Origin of the sequence: Micromonospora sp. CP22 (assembly GCF_009712475.1) — a bacterium.
In the GTDB taxonomy this organism is placed as follows: domain Bacteria; phylum Actinomycetota; class Actinomycetes; order Mycobacteriales; family Micromonosporaceae; genus Micromonospora.
Window position 1 is genome coordinate 49,171 of record NZ_VCJO01000012.1, and the last position, 15,767, is coordinate 64,937.

The following is a 15,767-nucleotide window of genomic DNA, read 5'->3' on the forward strand; positions in this document are numbered from 1 at the left end:
CTCCTCACGCTCGCCCTCACCGCCGGCGCCCACCCGACGTGCCATGACACCGTACTGGCCGGTTCTGACCGGCCGCGCAGGGCGTACCGGTTCGCCCGTCGGCGGCACCGTGCCGACGCCTGCCGTCGAGTTCCAGGTCAGCGCATGTCAGGCTAGGCGGGTGAGCGAGTCGGGCGGGACGGACCTGTCAGCCACGCTGCGCCGCATCGAGCGAGCCGCTGGTGCGCTGGCCACCGCGAGCGTGGTCCGGATGGACGAGACCCTGCCCTGGTTCCGGGAACTGCCGGCCGACCAGCGCTCCTGGGTGATGCTCGTCGCCCAGGCCGGTGCCCGTTCCCTGGTCCAGTGGCTACGCGCCGGGGGCGGAGCCGGCGAGGGCACCCAGGAGGTCTCCGACGAGGTGTTCGCCACCGCACCCCAGGCGCTGGCCCGCTCGATCACCCTCCAGCAGACCGTCGCGCTGATCAAGGTGACCATCGACGTGGTCGAGGAGCAGGTCGACGAGTTGGCCGCTCCGGGTGAGGAGCCGCAACTGCGCGAGGCGGTGCTCCGGTACTCCCGCGAGATCGCCTTCGCCGCCGCCCGGGTCTACGCCCGAGCCGCCGAGTCGCGGGGCTCCTGGGACGCCCGACTTCAGGCGCTGCTGGTGGACGCGCTGTTGCGCGGCGACTCGCCGGACGTGCTGGCCAGTCGCGCCGCCGCGCTCGGCTGGACGGACGCGCCGCCGGTGGCGGTGGCGGTCGGCCCCTCCCCCGGCGGTGAGGTCGCCGCCGTCCTGCACACCGTCTACCGGCTGGCCCGACGGATCGGCGTCGAGGTGATCGGCGGCGTGCACGGCGACCGCCTGGTGATCGTGCTCGGTGGGGCATCGGACCCGGTCGCGGCCACCGGCAAGCTGCTGACCGCCTTCGGCGAGGGGCCGGTGGTGGTCGGTCCGGCGGTGCCGAGCCTGGACGAGGCGACCGAGTCGGCCCGGGCGGCGCTGGCCGGGTACCGGGCGGCACCGGCGTGGCCGGCGGCACCGCGTCCGGTGCACGCGGGCGACCTGCTGCCCGAGCGGTCCCTCGCGGGCGACGCCGAGGCCCGCCGACGACTGCGCCATGACGTGTACGCGGTGCTGGTCCGCGCCGGCGGCGAGCTGTTGGAGACGCTGGACGCCTTCTTCGCCGCAGGCGGCACGCTGGAGAGCGCCGCGCGGGCGCTGTACGTGCACCCGAACACCGTGCGCTACCGGCTGCGCCGGATCTCCGACGTGACCGGATTCAGTCCGCTGGCGCCCCGGGACGCCTTCGCGCTGCGGGTCGCGCTGACCGTGGGCCGACTCGACCCGGTCGTCCCGACCCAGACATTGACCCCACCAGCAAGTAAAAGATCACAGCATGGTGATGACCAGCGCCAGTCTTTGTAGGATCCCTCCAACTGTCCTAGTGCGGTTTGGTGCCAGTCGGCACAGCGCAACCCATGGGTATCCAGGAGAGTCATAGACGTGCTCGCCGTACTCTGCCCCGGCCAGGGCTCACAGAAGCCTGGCTTTCTGACCCCCTGGCTCGACCTGCCCGACGCCGAGGCCCGCCTACGCTCGTGGTCCGAGCTGGCCGGCGTCGACCTGGTGCACCTGGGCACCACCGCCGACGCCGACGAGATCCGCGACACCGCGCGCACCCAGCCGCTGCTGGTCGCCGCGGCGCTGCTCGCCGCCGAGCACCTGCCGATGGGTGAGGTCGCCCTGACCGCGGGGCACAGCGTCGGCGAGTTGGGCGCGGCGGCGCTGGCCGGGTCGCTGTCCGCGGAGGCCGCCATCACCCTCGCCGGTGTACGCGGCCGGGAGATGGCCGCCGCCTGCGCGCTGGAGCCGACCGGTATGGCCGCGGTGCTCGGCGGCGACCCCGACGAGGTGACCGCCACGCTCGACCGGCACGGGCTGCACGCCGCCAACCGCAACGGCGCGGGTCAGGTCGTCGCCGCCGGTGCGCTCGCCGGGTTGGACAAGCTGGCCGCCGAGCCCCCGCAGGGGGTCCGGGTCATCCGGTTGCAGGTGGCCGGCGCGTTCCACACGCCGTACATGGCTCCGGCAGAGGCGGCGCTGGCCACCGTCGCCGCCGGGATCACGCCGAAGGACCCGGAGCGCCTGCTGCTGTCCAACCTCGACGGGACGGTGGTCGACAACGGCCACGAGCTGCTCGGCCGGCTGGTCCGTCAGGTCACCGCCCCGGTCCGCTGGGACCTCTGCATGGCCACGCTCGCCGAACTCGGCGTGACCGGCGTGATCGAGCTGCCGCCCGCCGGCACCCTCTCCGGGCTGGTCAAGCGCGAACTCGCCGGTGACCGTGCGCCGAAGATCGTCACCTTGAAGACCCCGAACGACCTGCCCGCCGCCCGGGACCTCATCGCCGAGCACGGCACGACCGTGGGCAGCGCGCACACGTCCCGCGACAACACCGACGCCGGGGAGGTCTCGTCATGACGGGCAGCCGGATCCTGTCCCTCGGGCACTACCAGCCGTCGCGGGTGGTGACCAACGACGAGATCGCCCAACTGGTGGAGACCAGTGACGAGTGGATCCGCGACCGGGTCGGCATCGCTACCCGCCGGATCGCCGGGGACGAGACGGTCGCCGACATGGCCGCCGCCGCAGCCGACAAGGCCCTGGCCAACTCCGGCCTGACCGCCGCCGACATCGACCTGGTCGTGGTCGCCACCTGCACCTCGATCGACCGCAGCCCGAACGTGGCCTGCCGGGTGGCCGCCAAGCTGGGGATCAACGCCCCCGGGGCGTACGACGTGAACACCGCCTGCTCCGGTTTCGCGTACGCGCTGGGCACGGTGGACCACGCGATCCGCGCCGGTGCGTCACGCAACGCGCTGGTGATCGGTGCGGAGAAGCTGTCCGACTTCACCGACTGGACCGACCGCTCCACCTGCATCATCTTCGGTGACGGCGCGGGCGCGGCGGTGGTCACCGCCGCGGCCGGTGACGAGCCGCCCGGCGTCGGGCCGGTGGTCTGGGGCTCGGTGCCGGAGCGCGGTGACGCGGTACGCATCGAGGGGTGGCGTCCGTACGTGGCCCAGGAGGGCCAGACCGTGTTCCGTTGGGCCACCACGGAGCTCGCGCCGCTGGCCCGGCAGGCGTGCGAGCGGGCCGGTGTCGACCCGTCGGAGCTGGCCGCCTTCGTTCCGCACCAGGCCAACGCGCGGATCATCGACGGCATCGCGAAGCGGCTGAACATCCCGCAGGCGATCATCGCCAAGGACATCGTCGAATCCGGCAACACCTCTGCGGCCAGCATCCCGCTGGCCCTGTCCAAGCTGGTGGAGCGCCGCGAGGTGCCCTCCGGCGCTCCGGTGCTGCTGTTCGGTTTCGGTGGCGGCCTGACCTACGCCGGTCAGGTCGTCCGCTGCCCCTGATACCCCCACGGCGCACAGCGCCGAGGAACGACGGGTGGCGTCGCCACCCTGTCGAGAGAACCCGATGAGAGGAACCCACCGCAATGACCCGTGACGAGATCACCACCGGCCTCGCCGAGATCCTCGAAGAGGTTGCCGGGGTGAACCCGGACGACGTGGCCGAGGGGAAGTCCTTCACCGACGACCTGGACGTCGACTCGCTCTCGATGGTGGAGGTCGTGGTCGCCGCCGAGGAGAAGTTCGGCGTCAAGATCCCTGACAACGAGGTGCAGAACCTCAAGACCGTCGGGGACGCTGTGAGCTACATCGAGGCGCAGTCCTGATCATGAGTCGCATCGACGTCGTCGTCACCGGGCTCGGCGCGACCACCCCGCTGGGCGGGGACGTCGCGTCGACCTGGGACGCCATGCTCGCCGGCCGCTCCGGGGTGAGTCCGCTCACCCAGGAGTGGGCCGCGCAACTTCCGGTTCGGATCGCCGCCCAGCTCGCGGTCGAGCCGTCCGAACTGCTGAACCGGGTGAAACTGCGCCGGTTGGACCGCTCCGAGGCGATCGCCCTGGTCGCCGCCCACGAGGCCTGGGCCGACTCCGGGCTGGCCGACTCCGAGCTCGACCCGGAGCGGCTCGGCGTCAGCGTCGGCACGGGCATCGGCGGGGCCATGACCCTGCTCGCCCAGGACGACATCCTGGAGGAGTCCGGTCCTCGGCGGGTCTCGCCGCACACCATTCCGATGCTGATGCCGAACGGTCCGGCCGCGTGGATCGGACTGGAGTTGGCCGCCCGCGCGGGCGTGCACTCGGTGGCCAGTGCCTGCGCCACCGGCGCGGAGGCGATCGCGCTGGGTCTGGACATGATCCGTGCCGGTCGCGCCGACGTGGTGGTGGCCGGCGGCACCGAGGCGGTCATCCACCCGCTGCCCATCGCCGGTTTCTCCTCGATGCGGGCGATGTCGACCCGCAACGACGAGCCCGAGCTGGCCTCGCGCCCGTGGGACAAGGGCCGGGACGGCTTCGTCCTCGGTGAGGGCGCCGGCATCGTCGTACTGGAGCGCGCCGACCACGCCGCCGCCCGGGGTGCCCGGGTGTACGCCCGGCTCGCCGGCGCGGGTATCACCTCCGACGGCTTCGACATCGTCCAGCCTCACCCGGAGGGTGCCGGGGCGATCCGGGCGATCGAGAAGGCGATCACCGACGCGGACGTGGCGAAGTCGGATATCGTCCACGTCAACGCGCACGCCACCTCGACCCCGGTGGGCGACATCGCGGAGATCACCGCACTGCGGACCGCCCTGGGTGACCACCCGGTGATCACCGCCACCAAGTCCATGTCCGGTCACCTGCTCGGCGCGGCAGGCGCCCTGGAATCGATCGCCACCGTGCTGACGATCCGCGACAGCGTGGTGCCGCCGACGATCAACCTGGACGACCCGGACGACAACCTCACCCTGGACGTGGCGATCAACAAGCCCCGCCACATGGAGGTGCCCGCCGCGCTGAACAACTCGTTCGGCTTCGGTGGTCACAACGTGGCGCTGGTCTTCACCCGTCACTGAGCCGGACGGGTCTGGCTAAACCCGACCCACCGCAAACCGCCCCCGGTGACCACCCAGTCAACCGGGGGCGGTGCTGGTTGGGTCAGTCCGCGCAGGTGGTGGCGGGCAGCCCGGTCACCTTGACCGGGGAGCGACCGGTCGGGCGGGTCTTGCCGGCGAGCACGTCGGCGAGCGCGGCCATCGAGGCACGGCTGGACGAGTAGGTGGCCAGCAGGGTCGCCGACCGGGCCGACGCCAACACGTACGGGGTGTCCATGGCGACGGTGACGGCCGCGTCAGCCCGCAGGTCCTTCGCGCCGTCGCCGTAGCCGACCAGGTGGACGATCGTGCCTCCGCGGGGCACCACCTGCACACCTGCCGAGGTCAACGCCTCGGTCAGCAGCGCCCGGGTGTGCGCGCGCCCACCCGACGAGGTGACGGTGACCGGGCCACGCACACCGGTGGTGTCGCACCGGCCACGCAGCACGGTCACCGCGCCGGCGGCCAGCGCCTGTGCCGCCTCGCGGTGCGCGGGGGCGCCCAGCGTGGACAGCTCCGGCGCGGGTGCGTCGCCCAGCGTGAACTTCATGGTCAGTACCCGGGTGACCGCCTCGACCAGCCGGGTCCGGGGCAGTGTGCCGTCGCGCAACGCGGTCAGCAGCCCGTCGTACGCCTGCCCGACGTGCGGGGGCATGAGGATCAGGTCGTTGCCGGCCTTCAGTGCCCGCACCGCCGCCTCGCCCGGCTCGAACCGACGGGCCGGCGGCATGTTCATCCCGTCGGTGATCACCACGCCCTGGAAGCCGAGTTCTCCGCGCAGCACCTCGGTGAGCAGCTTGTATGAGAAGGTGGCGGCCACGCCCGGGTCGATCGCGCGTACGTCGAGGTGGGCGGACATCACGGCCAGCGCACCCGCCTCGATACCGGCGGTGAACGGGGGCCATGCCTCGGCGGCGAGCTTGCCCCGGGTCTGGCCGAGCCTCGGCAGGTCCTTGTGCGAGTCGACGGCGCTGTGGCCGTGACCGGGGAAGTGTTTGAGCGTGGCCGCCACCCCGGCGGACTGTAGTCCGCGTACCGCGCCGCCGACCTGGTCGGCGGCGCGCTGCGGATGGGCACCGAACGAGCGGGATCCGATCACCGTGCTGCGGGTCACCAGCACGTCGGCCACCGGCGCGAAGTCGACGTTGATGCCCATGGCGGCCAGTTCGGTGCCGGCGGCGCGCCAGGCGGCCTCGGTCAGGTCGGGTTTTCCGGCGGCTCCGGCACCGAGCGCGCTGGGCAGCATGGTGACGCCCTCGGTGATCCGGGTGACCACGCCGTACTCCTGGTCGGTGCCGATCAGGAAGGGCGCCGCGCCCGCGGGCAGCCGTCCGGCGGCCTCCCGCAGCCCGGTGGTCAGCTGGCGGACCTGCTTCGGGTTGTCGACGTTGGTGGTCTCCTGGTTCGACTGGGTGGGGTCGTCCGCGCTGAAGCCCACCAGGATCAGCCCACCGAGCCGGTACTTCTCGATCATCTCGGCGGGGGTGTCCACCCCGGCGAGGGCCCGGTTGCCGGCCGCCGAACCGGCCGACACCCGGGTCGCCTGGTCGCCGTAGGCGTACGGCATCAGCACCTGGCCGACCAGGTCCTCGTCGGTGAGTTCGGCGACGAGGGCGGCGGCCCGGGTGGCCGGGTCCTCAGGCGGGGCGCTGGGCGGCGGTGCGGATTCCGTCGCCGGGGTCGAGCTGGGCCCGGCCTCGGGGCGCTGGCCGGCTCCGGAGCAGCCGGCGACGAGCAGCGCGGTCACCAGGACGAGCGCGGCGACGCGCCGAGGGGTAGTCGACACGCGGACCATCCCACCAGTTCACCGCGTACCGGGCAACTCGACCTTCGCCCGCCCGGCCTACCCGACCCGGGTGAGCAGGGTCACCGGCGCACCGTCCCCGGCGTGCCGGTACGGCTCCAGTTCGGCGTCCCAGGCGGTGCCGAGCGCTTTGTCGAGGGCGTGCGCGAGGGCCTCCGGTGCCCGCGCGGCAGCCATGATGCTGCGTAGCCGATCCTCGCCGATCTGGATGTCCCCGGCGGCGCCGACGGTCGCCCGGAACAGGCCCCGGCCCGGCACGTGCATGAAGCGCTCACCGTCGACGCCCGGACTGGGCTCCTCGGTGACCTCGAAACGGATCATGGGCCACTGCCGGAGGGCAGCGGCCAGTTCGGCACCCGTTCCCGGGCTACCGGTCCACCCACACTCGGCCCGGCGGGCGGCGGGGTCGACGGGCTGGGCAGTCCACTGCAGGTTGACCGGCGCGGCGAGGACGCGCGCGATCGCCCACTCGACGTGTGAACACACGGCGAGCGGGGTCGAGTGGACGTATACGACGCCACGCGTTGGCACGGTGACCTCCCGGAGTGCGAGGTGCGTCTTCCCCTACGACCTCGCCCGACCGGGCTTGTGGAACACATGATGACTGCTGTGACGGATGGTTCGCCAGGGAATCGGAAAATTCGCCGCCGGAATACCCGGACAGCTGATCGCGGTTCCACCTCGTGACGCCGCGATGACCAGCCGGCATCGTGGTTCGTGTACAGTTCCATCGGCGGCCTGTGCCGCGTAAGCCTCCGCGGGTCTCGCCGTGACGGCACCCGCAACAGCCCCCGGACGTTCCGTCCTCCGTACGTCTTGCAAGGAGTACCTCCGTGGCGAGCAACACCTCTAAGACCGCGCGCGCGTCAGTCCGGGCCGGCCAGGCTGGCCAGGGTGGCGCCCTCAGCGTGCTGGGCGAGTTCAAGTACCTGATTCCGCTCAACGGCGGCAAGCACGCCTACGTGCGGAACCTCACCAACGGCAAGACCGCGCACCTGCGTACCGACTCCGAGGCCTTCATCGAGGAGATCCGGGTGCTGGCCGCCGCCGGTCACGCCGCCAAGATCCGTGCCGAGATCAACGGCCTCAACGCCGCCCACCCGGGCGACGGCTGGGACGCCACCGAGAAGCGCCTGGTCGAGGCCGGCGTCTTCGAGGCCTGATCGGCCCAGGGCGACTCGCCCTGCGCGTACCACCTGTGAACGCCCGTCGGGTCGCACCCGGCGGGCGTTCGCCGTTCCCGCCGCCCGCGACTCACCGCTGCGGTGGGTCGAGCAGCGCCACCTCCCCGGTGGCGAGGTCGTAGAGGGCTCCGGCGACGGCGACCCGACCGGCGGCGACCGGCGGGGCCAGCCGGGGATGGTTACGCAACTCCGTCACGGTGCGGGCCACGTGCCGGCGGACCGCGACCGGCACCACCTGCGGGTCGTCCACCCCCGCCTCGACGACCGCCGGTGCGATCCGGTCGACCAGGTGGGCCAGCGTGCCCGGCGGACGCCGGTCGGCCCGCAGCGCGTCGACCGTCGCCCGCACCGCGCCGCACCGCTCGTGGCCCAGCACCATCACCAGCGGTACGCCCAGCACCTCGACGACGTACTCGATCGAGCCCAGGACCGCCTGGTCCAGCACGTGTCCGCCGGTACGGATCACACAGATCGCGCCGAAGGTCTGGTCGAAGATCGCCTCCAGCGGCACCCGCGAGTCGATGCAGCCCAGCACCACGGCGTACGGCTGCTGGTCACCGGAGGCGGTCGCGGCTGCCGCGCTCACGTCGTGGCCGTGCACCGGCTGCCCACTGACGAAGCGCCGGTTGCCGGCGAGCAACTCGGCCAGGGCCGCGCGCGGCGTGCCCCCGCGCGCCTGCCCGGCGAGCGGGACTCCACCCGTGGATGCCATGTCCCCAGCCTCGCCGGATCAGCCGCCCTCGCGGAGCCGATCGACGAGATCTTCTCAACCCCCCGGTTGGCGTGTTGTCATGACGGGTAGCCGGTGTTACCGCCGGGTATCCCCGGTGTTTCGCACCCGTGTGCCCTGGGGAGGTGGCGATGCCGGAGCCGACCGAGGTACGGCTGGGCGACGACGTACGCCTGCACGTGGAAACCGCCGGTGGCACATCCGCCGAGGTCACGGTCGTGCTGCTGCACGGCTGGACCCTGGACGGGCGCGTCTGGCACCGGCAGCTGACCGCCCTCCGGGAAACCTTCGGCTCGGTCCGGGTCGTCACCTACGACGCACGTGGGCACGGCCGGTCCAGCTGCATGGCGCTGCCCACGGCCACCCTGGCCCAGTTGGGCGACGACCTGGTCGCGGTGCTGGACACGATCGTTCCCACCGGGCCGGTGGTGCTGGTCGGCCACTCACTGGGCGGCATGACGATCATGGAGTACGCGCACCGCCACCCGGAGCACTTCTCGCGCCGCGTCGCCGGTCTGGTCTTCGTCTCCACCACCGCCGAGGGGCACACCCACACCGTCTACGGTCTCTCCCCTCGGATCACCCGGATCATCCGGCTGGCCGAGACCACCGGAGCCGGGGTACTGGCCCGCTGCGGCTCCTGGCGACCGCCCCTGGCGGTGCTGCGGGCGCTGCGTCCGAGCATTCGCTGGATGCTGTTCGGGGACCGTTGCGACCCCACGGACATCCGAATGGTCACCTCGGCGGTGGCCCGCGCCTCGCTGCGGTCGATCGGCGGGTTCCGGGCCTCCATCGGCGCCCAGCACCGGCTGGCCACCCTCGCCGCGCTGGCCCACCTGCCGACGGCGGCGCTGGTCGGCGACCGGGACCGGCTCACCCCGCCGCCCTGCGCGGAGTCGATCGCCGCCGCGCTCCCGGCCACCGAACTGACCGTCTGCCCCGGCGCCGGGCACATGCTGATGATGGAGCGGCCCGAGAGGGTCAACGCCGCGATAGTCGGTGTGTTGCGCCGGGTTCTGGACGCTCTCCCGGCCCGGCAGCGCGTCCCCGGCTGACGCCCCGCGAAGATCCGGCAGACGCCTCCTCGGAGGTGGGGCGTAATCTCGTGCGGTTGGCCGGGCGGCGTCACGAGGAGAACGAGCGGTGGATCAGAGCACCCTGGATCAGGAGATCGCCGCCGAGCAACGGCATCTCGACCGGGTGTACGCGCGACTGGCCGAGCTGCGCCGATCCGCGGTCCGCGCCGAACGGGAGGGCTACCGGCTCGCCCGGGTCGGCAACTTCGGGGCGCTGGTCGAGCGCGACGCGATGGTCTTCCACGCCGCCCAGCGACGCCACGTGCTCGACGCCGAGTACGAGGGGCTGGTCTTCGGCCGGCTCGACCTGCGTGACGGGCAGACCTTGTACGTCGGGCGACTGGGCATCCGGGACGAGGACGCCACCACGCTGGTGGTGGACTGGCGGGCCCCGGCCGCCGCCGCGTTCTACCAGGCGACCCCGGCCGAGCCGCTCGGCGTCGTCCGACGCCGGACGATCCAGTCGAGCGGTGAGCGGGTCACCCGGATCGAGGACGACCTGCTGGACCCGGAGGCCGCGCCGCCGGACATGCCGGTGGTCGGCGACGGCGCGCTGCTGGCCACCCTGTCCCGCACCACCGGTCGCGGCATGCGCGACATCGTGGCCACCATCCAGCGCGAACAGGACGAGGCGATCCGCTCCCCCGGCTCCGGGGTGACCATCGTCTCCGGAGGCCCGGGCACCGGTAAGACGGCGGTGGCGCTGCACCGCGCCGCGTACCTGCTCTACGCCGACCGGAGTCGGTACGCCGGAGGCGGCATCCTGGTGATCGGCCCCTCCTCGGTCTTCGTCGAGTACATCGCCTCGGTGCTGCCGTCGCTGGGCGAGGACACCGCCACCCTGCACTCGCTGGGCAGTCTGTTTCCCTCGGTGGTGGCCACTCGCACCGACCCGCCCGAGGTGGCGGCGGTCAAGGGTTCGCTGCGGATGCGTCGGGTGCTGGAGCGGGCCGCCCGGGACACGGTGCCGGACTCCCCCACCGAGCTGCGTCTGCTGTACCGGGGCACGCTGCTGCGGCTGGAGCGGGCCGAATTGGAGGCCATCCGGAACCGGGCGCTGCCCCGGGGTGCCCGCCGCAACGAGGTGCGTCGCGCCGGTTTCGACGGCGTGCTGGCCGCCCTCTGGTCGCAGGCCCGCCGACTCGGCATCGGCGGGCTACCCGAGCAGCGTGCCTTCGAGGACGAGCTGATCGAGCGGACGGACTTCCGTGACTTCCTGAAGGCGTGGTGGCCACGGCTGCATCCGCGCCATGTGCTCGCCTGGTTGGCCGATCCACAGCGGCTGCGTCGCTACGGCGGTGGCGTGCTGTCCGGTGCCGAGATCCGGCTGCTCGCCGAGGCGTACCAGACGTCGGCGACGGAGGGTCTGACCGTCGCCGACGTCGCGCTGCTGGACGAGTTGGACGCGCTGCTGGGCAAGCCGATGCGCCCCGCCCGACGGAAGCGGGATCCGTTCCAACTGGCCGGCGGGGTCCGTGAGCTGAGCACCTTCGCCGACCGGCAGCGGGCCGCCCGGCAGGCCGCCCGGGAACGTCCCGAGGACTACCGCGACTACGCCCACGTGGTGGTCGACGAGTCCCAGGACGTCTCGCCGATGCAGTGGCGGATGGTGGGTCGGCGCGGGCGACTGGCGTCCTGGACGGTGGTGGGTGACCCGGCGCAGACCGCGTGGACGGGGGATCCGCAGGAGTTGACCCGCGCCCGTGACCAGGCGCTCGGTCGCCGTCGGCGGCACCGGTTCACGCTCACCACGAACTACCGCAACTCGGCGGAGATCTTCGCGGTGGCGGCGCGCGAGATCCGCCGGGCGTACCCGGATCTCGCGTTGCCCACCGCGGTCCGTTCCACCGGCATCGACCCGGTCCAGCTCGAGGTGCCCGCGCCGGAGTTGGCGACCACCGTCGTCACGGCGGCCAGTGCCCTGCTCGGCGAGGTCGAGGGCACCGTCGGCGTGATCACCCCGGTGCCCCGGCGGGATCAGGTCGCGGCCTGGCTGGGCGCGCTCGGCGGGGAGCGGTTGCAGGTGGTGACCAGCCTGGAGGCCAAGGGCATGGAGTACGACGGGGTGGTGCTGGTCGCGCCGAGTGAGATCCGGGCGGAGCCGGGCTCCGGTGTCCGGACGCTCTACGTCGCGCTGTCCCGGGCCACCCAGCGGCTGACCACCGTCGACCCGACCGGGTGAGACCACGCGTCGAACCCACCCGACGATTGCACACATAGCGATGTTGGCATAGATCTGCCCGCCGCCCGACGGACGGCGCAAGGTGTCTGGGTGGGCACCGGCCATGACCACCACCACGCTGCGGTGTCGAACGCCGCACACCGCCACTCTGGCCGACTGTGGGCAGCGTTTGCCCTGCTCAGCACGCTGATGGTGATCGAGGCCGGCACCGCACTGCGAACCGGTTCGCTGGCCCTGCTCTCCGACGCCGGGCACATGTTCACCGACGTGCTGGGCATCGGAATGGCCCTCGCGGCCGTCGCCGCCACACGCCGGGCCAACACCGATCCGCAACGCACCTTCGGGCTGTACCGGCTGGAGGTGCTCGCGGCCCTGGCCAACGCCGTGCTGCTCTCCGGCGTCGCGGTGTACGTGGTGATCGAGGCGGCCCGCCGGTTCGGCGATCCCCCCGAGGTGCTCACCGACCCGGTACTGGTGGTGGCGACCCTCGGCCTGCTCGCCAACGTCGCCGCCTTCGCCCTCCTGCGCCCGGGGGCACGGGAGAGCATCAACCTGCGCGGGGCCTACCTGGAGGTGCTGGGCGATCTGCTCGGCTCCCTGGGCGTGATCGCGTCCGCCCTGCTGATCGCCGCGACCGGCTGGTGGTGGGCCGATCCGCTGGTGGCGGTCGCGATCGCCGGGTTCATCCTGCCCCGGACGTGGCGGCTGGGACGGGCGGCGGTGCGCATCCTGGTCCAGGCCGCACCGGAGCACCTTCAGGTCACCGCGGTACACGACCGGCTGGCCGCGGTGCCCGGGGTGGCCGGGGTGCACGACCTGCACGTCTGGACGCTGACCTCCGGCATGGAGGTCGCCTCGGCACACTTGACCATCACGCCGGGCACCGACGTCGGGGCCGTGCTCGCGGCGGCTCGCGCGGCGCTGCACGAGGACTTCCAGATCGAGCACGCGACCCTCCAGATCGAGCCGCGCTCGGATCCTGGAGACTGCGGTGCCGCCCGGTGGTGACGAGCGCATTCCCGAAAAGGGATCATCGTCCGTTTTTGTCTGTTCTACTAGTCAACAACTGAACACCAGGAGTAACAGCAGCTGCACCGGTCACAGAGGCACCGGTAGGCTCGGACCCGGCCTCCGCCAGGCGGCGCCCACCGGCGCCGGCGGCGGCCGCCGCCTAATCGCCCACCAGGGCGAACCGGGGAACCATGTTCCTGGGGTGTATCCGCGTCAGCGGTAGGGATCTTCCGTCCCGAACCCGTCAGCTAACCCGGTCGGCGGCTGACGGAAGGACATGTGCACATGCCAGCAGTGGCAACGGTAAGACCGGCCGCCCGTACGGCGGCCCTGATCGCCGCCGCGCTCGCCGTCACCCTCGGCGTGGCGCTGGCCCCCTTCGCCCCAGCCACCGCGGCCCCGCAGCCAGTGCGGGCGGCGGCACCGGGTGACGTGGACGACGAGGGTGGCACCCCGGCGCTGCGGGCCCAGTTGGAGGCCGCCAGCAAGGGCTACCTCGACGCCAAGACCGCGCTCGACCGGTCGGTCAAGCGCCAGAAGCAGCTCGCCGAGCAGCTCAAGACGACCGAGGTCCAGGTCGCCGAGCGGGGCACCAAGGTCGCCGAGATCGCCGCGCAGGCGTACCGCACCGGGCGACTGGGAGCCGCGTCGGCACTGCTCAACAGCGGGTCGCCGGCCGGCTTCATGGATCGGGCGGCGGCGCTGGACGCGGTGGCCGCCAACTCCGACCGCGCGCTGCGTGAACTCCAGAACGCCCGGGACGAGGTCAGCGCCACCAAGCGGGCCCTGGACGCGGAGATCCAGGAGCAACGCAAGCAGGTGGCCGTGATGGCCAAGCGCAAGGAGCAGGCCGAGCGGGCGCTGACCGTGGCCATCGAACGCGACAAGGCCGCCGAGCGGGCCGAGGCCGCCGAACGGGCCGCCCGCTCACCCTCACGCAGCGGCGGGTCGAGCCCCACCGCCAAGCCCGCTCCACGCAACTCCGACGGGTCGTGGCCGGCCGAGTCGTGCAGCGTCAACGACCCCACCCCGGCCAACGGCTGCATCACCCCGCGCACCCTGCACGCGCTGAAGCAGGCCAAGGCGGCCGGCTTCACCCGGTACGTCTCCTGCTACCGCTCCGGCGGCTCCGGCGAGCACCCGAAGGGCCGGGCCTGTGACTTCGCGGCCCAGAAGAACGGCTTCGGCGGGGTCGCGACCGGCGGCGACCGGACCTACGGCAACAACCTGGCGGCGTACTTCGTGAACAACGCCGACCGGCTCGCCGTGCTCTACGTGATCTGGTACAAGCAGATCTGGCTGCCCAGCAGCGGCTGGAAGTCGTACAGCGGCGGTCGGGGTGACCCGTCCAGCGACCACACCAACCACGTCCACCTGTCGGTGTACTGAGTTCCTCGCCGACGGCTACGCCTCGGTGACCGCCTGGCGGTCACCGAGGCGTTCGACGTTTCGCTGACCGCCTCGACGCGGCCTGACCGGGCCGACGGGTCGTCAGGCCCCGGGTAGCACCTCGGGGGCCGTGGCGGCTCCGGCGTAGTAGGGCTCGGGCGCGCCGAAGAGGCCGAGCAGGCCGGTCACCCAGAGCTGCCGGTGCACGAACCGGCTCGGCTCGGTGACGACCAGCTTCACCCCGCTGACCTCGGCGGTCTGGAAGCCGGCGACCATGGCGCTGATGCCCACGGAGTCGATGAAGGTGACCAGCCGCATGTTGAGCTCGATCCGGGCTGGACGTCCCTTGGCCAGCACCTCGGCGATGGCCTCTTTAACCTCGTACGCGGTGTCGACGTCGATCTCGCCCCGAGGGGCGATCTCGATGACACCACCGGGCCGAACCGTCTGCAGGATCGACAGGCTCACGCGAGCACCTCCACTCGCCCGACGACGGGCGCCTCATCAGTACGCGGGCCGCGACCGACAGTATTCCTTCGACGGCCTCGGTCGCCACCCCTCGGGATGAGCAATTCACGGATGAGGGCACGTCAAATCGCCCATATCCGAACTTTATTGACCTTTCCTCGGCGTTCGACACCGCCGACGCCGTCGAACCAGGGTAGCGGGGAGTGGCCACCCCCGCCGCATCCCGGAGTTTCCGGCGTGGCCCCACGGACCCAACCTGACCTGCGCGCAAAGAATGATGGTCGCCGTTGCGTGCGTACCATCACGTGTGACCCCCATGACGTGCGGACGACTCATGTCCGCACGACCGGGGCCGGACCGCCCGAGAAGTGCCGATCGCGGCGTGAGTCGGTGGTTTGCGGCCACGGCGGGGCGGGCACAGCCTCGAATGCGAACCGCCGCCGGGCCGGACGACGCCCGACGGCTGACGCGTGCACCGGGGCCGGCATCGTCGATGGAGGGAACAACATGTTCGGGACTCATCTGCTGGAGCGCCGCAGCAAGCCGGAGCGGATCGCCGACCAGGCGTGGCACCACCTCGTCTCGGCGGTGAACAACGCCGGTGACAGCATCCGCGACACCGCCCGCACCGCCCGGCACAACTCCGCCGGTTTCGCGGGCGACGCCGGTGACCTGGTCGAGTCGGCCGCCGAGGAGGCGCGCCACCGCGCCAGCCGCGCCTTCGACGCACTCGCCGGACGCCGACCGGCGCTGCCCTGGACGCTGCTGATCGGCGCCGCCCTGGTCGGTGCCGCGGTCGGCTGGGCGGCCGGTACCGCCGCACGCGCCGCCGGAGGCCGTGACCGTGCCCTGGAGGACATCGAGTTCGTCGACGTGGACCGGCCCGACTCCCCCGCCGACCCGACCAGCCCCGCCAACTGACGCTCCCCGGCGAGTCCTCGTCCGATC

At 72.4% G+C, this 15,767-nt stretch carries 14 protein-coding genes, 1 pseudogene and 1 riboswitch; of the genes and pseudogenes, 11 read left to right on the forward strand and 4 right to left on the reverse strand.

Going from position 1 to position 15,767, the window contains the following annotated elements:
• Positions 1-109 precede the first annotated feature (109 nt).
• The 5 genes and pseudogenes from FF096_RS19285 to fabF all read left to right on the forward strand — a co-directional run bounded on the left by FF096_RS19285 (position 110) and on the right by fabF (position 4,957).
• The gene (locus FF096_RS19285; RefSeq protein WP_309223615.1) at positions 110-1,408 is read left to right on the forward strand and encodes a helix-turn-helix domain-containing protein; all 1,299 of its coding nucleotides are present in this window, start codon (positions 110-112) and stop codon (positions 1,406-1,408) included.
• Positions 1,409-1,486: 78 nt separating this feature from the next.
• Positions 1,487-2,425: pseudogene (locus tag FF096_RS19290) on the forward strand (ACP S-malonyltransferase); the annotation flags it as partial.
• 35 nt (positions 2,426-2,460) lie between these two features.
• A complete protein-coding gene (locus FF096_RS19295) occupies positions 2,461-3,405 on the forward strand; it encodes a beta-ketoacyl-ACP synthase III (protein WP_155220479.1) in 945 nt (314 codons plus the stop codon).
• Positions 3,406-3,488: 83 nt separating this feature from the next.
• Entirely contained in the window at positions 3,489-3,728 is a 240-nt protein-coding gene (locus FF096_RS19300; protein WP_053653162.1) for an acyl carrier protein, read from the forward strand.
• A gap of 2 nt (positions 3,729-3,730) precedes the next feature.
• The gene (gene fabF / locus FF096_RS19305) at positions 3,731-4,957 is read left to right on the forward strand and encodes a beta-ketoacyl-ACP synthase II (RefSeq protein WP_155220481.1); all 1,227 of its coding nucleotides are present in this window, start codon (positions 3,731-3,733) and stop codon (positions 4,955-4,957) included.
• A gap of 82 nt (positions 4,958-5,039) precedes the next feature.
• Here fabF and FF096_RS19310 read toward each other — a convergent pair whose 3' ends face one another.
• Positions 5,040-6,770: a glycoside hydrolase family 3 protein gene (locus tag FF096_RS19310; protein ID WP_155220484.1), complete on the reverse strand. Its 1,731-nt coding sequence runs from the start codon at positions 6,768-6,770 to the stop codon at positions 5,040-5,042.
• A 48-nt stretch (positions 6,771-6,818) separates the two neighbouring features.
• On the reverse strand, positions 6,819-7,310 hold the full coding sequence (locus FF096_RS19315; protein WP_309223600.1) for a DUF3145 domain-containing protein: 492 nt from the start codon (positions 7,308-7,310) through the stop codon (positions 6,819-6,821).
• A gap of 302 nt (positions 7,311-7,612) precedes the next feature.
• Between FF096_RS19315 and FF096_RS19320 the strand changes: the two genes are divergently transcribed.
• Positions 7,613-7,942, forward strand: coding sequence for a hypothetical protein (locus FF096_RS19320; RefSeq protein WP_309223601.1), 330 nt, complete (start codon positions 7,613-7,615; stop codon positions 7,940-7,942).
• Positions 7,943-8,033: 91 nt separating this feature from the next.
• Here FF096_RS19320 and FF096_RS19325 read toward each other — a convergent pair whose 3' ends face one another.
• Positions 8,034-8,675, reverse strand: a complete 642-nt coding sequence (locus tag FF096_RS19325; RefSeq protein ID WP_155220486.1) for a carbonic anhydrase — start codon at positions 8,673-8,675, stop codon at positions 8,034-8,036.
• A gap of 149 nt (positions 8,676-8,824) precedes the next feature.
• On the opposite strand from FF096_RS19325, the gene FF096_RS19330 reads away from it, so the two are divergent.
• The 4 genes from FF096_RS19330 to FF096_RS19345 all read left to right on the forward strand — a co-directional run bounded on the left by FF096_RS19330 (position 8,825) and on the right by FF096_RS19345 (position 14,351).
• Positions 8,825-9,748: an alpha/beta fold hydrolase gene (locus FF096_RS19330; protein ID WP_155220487.1), complete on the forward strand. Its 924-nt coding sequence runs from the start codon at positions 8,825-8,827 to the stop codon at positions 9,746-9,748.
• 88 nt (positions 9,749-9,836) lie between these two features.
• Positions 9,837-11,951 carry an AAA family ATPase gene (locus FF096_RS19335; RefSeq protein ID WP_309223602.1) on the forward strand — a complete coding sequence of 705 codons (2,115 nt, stop codon included), beginning with the start codon at positions 9,837-9,839 and terminating at the stop codon, positions 11,949-11,951.
• Between the two features lie 90 nt (positions 11,952-12,041).
• Positions 12,042-12,959 (forward strand): cation diffusion facilitator family transporter, encoded by a 918-nt coding sequence (locus FF096_RS19340; RefSeq protein ID WP_309223603.1) that lies wholly within the window; start codon positions 12,042-12,044, stop codon positions 12,957-12,959.
• Between the two features lie 150 nt (positions 12,960-13,109).
• A riboswitch (cyclic di-AMP (ydaO/yuaA leader) is annotated at positions 13,110-13,241 on the forward strand.
• Positions 13,242-13,247: 6 nt separating this feature from the next.
• A complete protein-coding gene (locus FF096_RS19345; RefSeq protein ID WP_155220491.1) occupies positions 13,248-14,351 on the forward strand; it encodes a hypothetical protein in 1,104 nt (367 codons plus the stop codon).
• Positions 14,352-14,453: 102 nt separating this feature from the next.
• Here the strand turns inward: FF096_RS19345 and FF096_RS19350 are convergent, their stop codons facing one another.
• Complete coding sequence (locus FF096_RS19350) at positions 14,454-14,819, reverse strand: STAS domain-containing protein (protein WP_099850669.1); 366 nt, start codon at positions 14,817-14,819, stop codon at positions 14,454-14,456.
• Positions 14,820-15,326: 507 nt separating this feature from the next.
• On the opposite strand from FF096_RS19350, the gene FF096_RS19355 reads away from it, so the two are divergent.
• On the forward strand, positions 15,327-15,740 hold the full coding sequence (locus FF096_RS19355; RefSeq protein ID WP_155220493.1) for a hypothetical protein: 414 nt from the start codon (positions 15,327-15,329) through the stop codon (positions 15,738-15,740).
• Positions 15,741-15,767 lie beyond the last annotated feature (27 nt).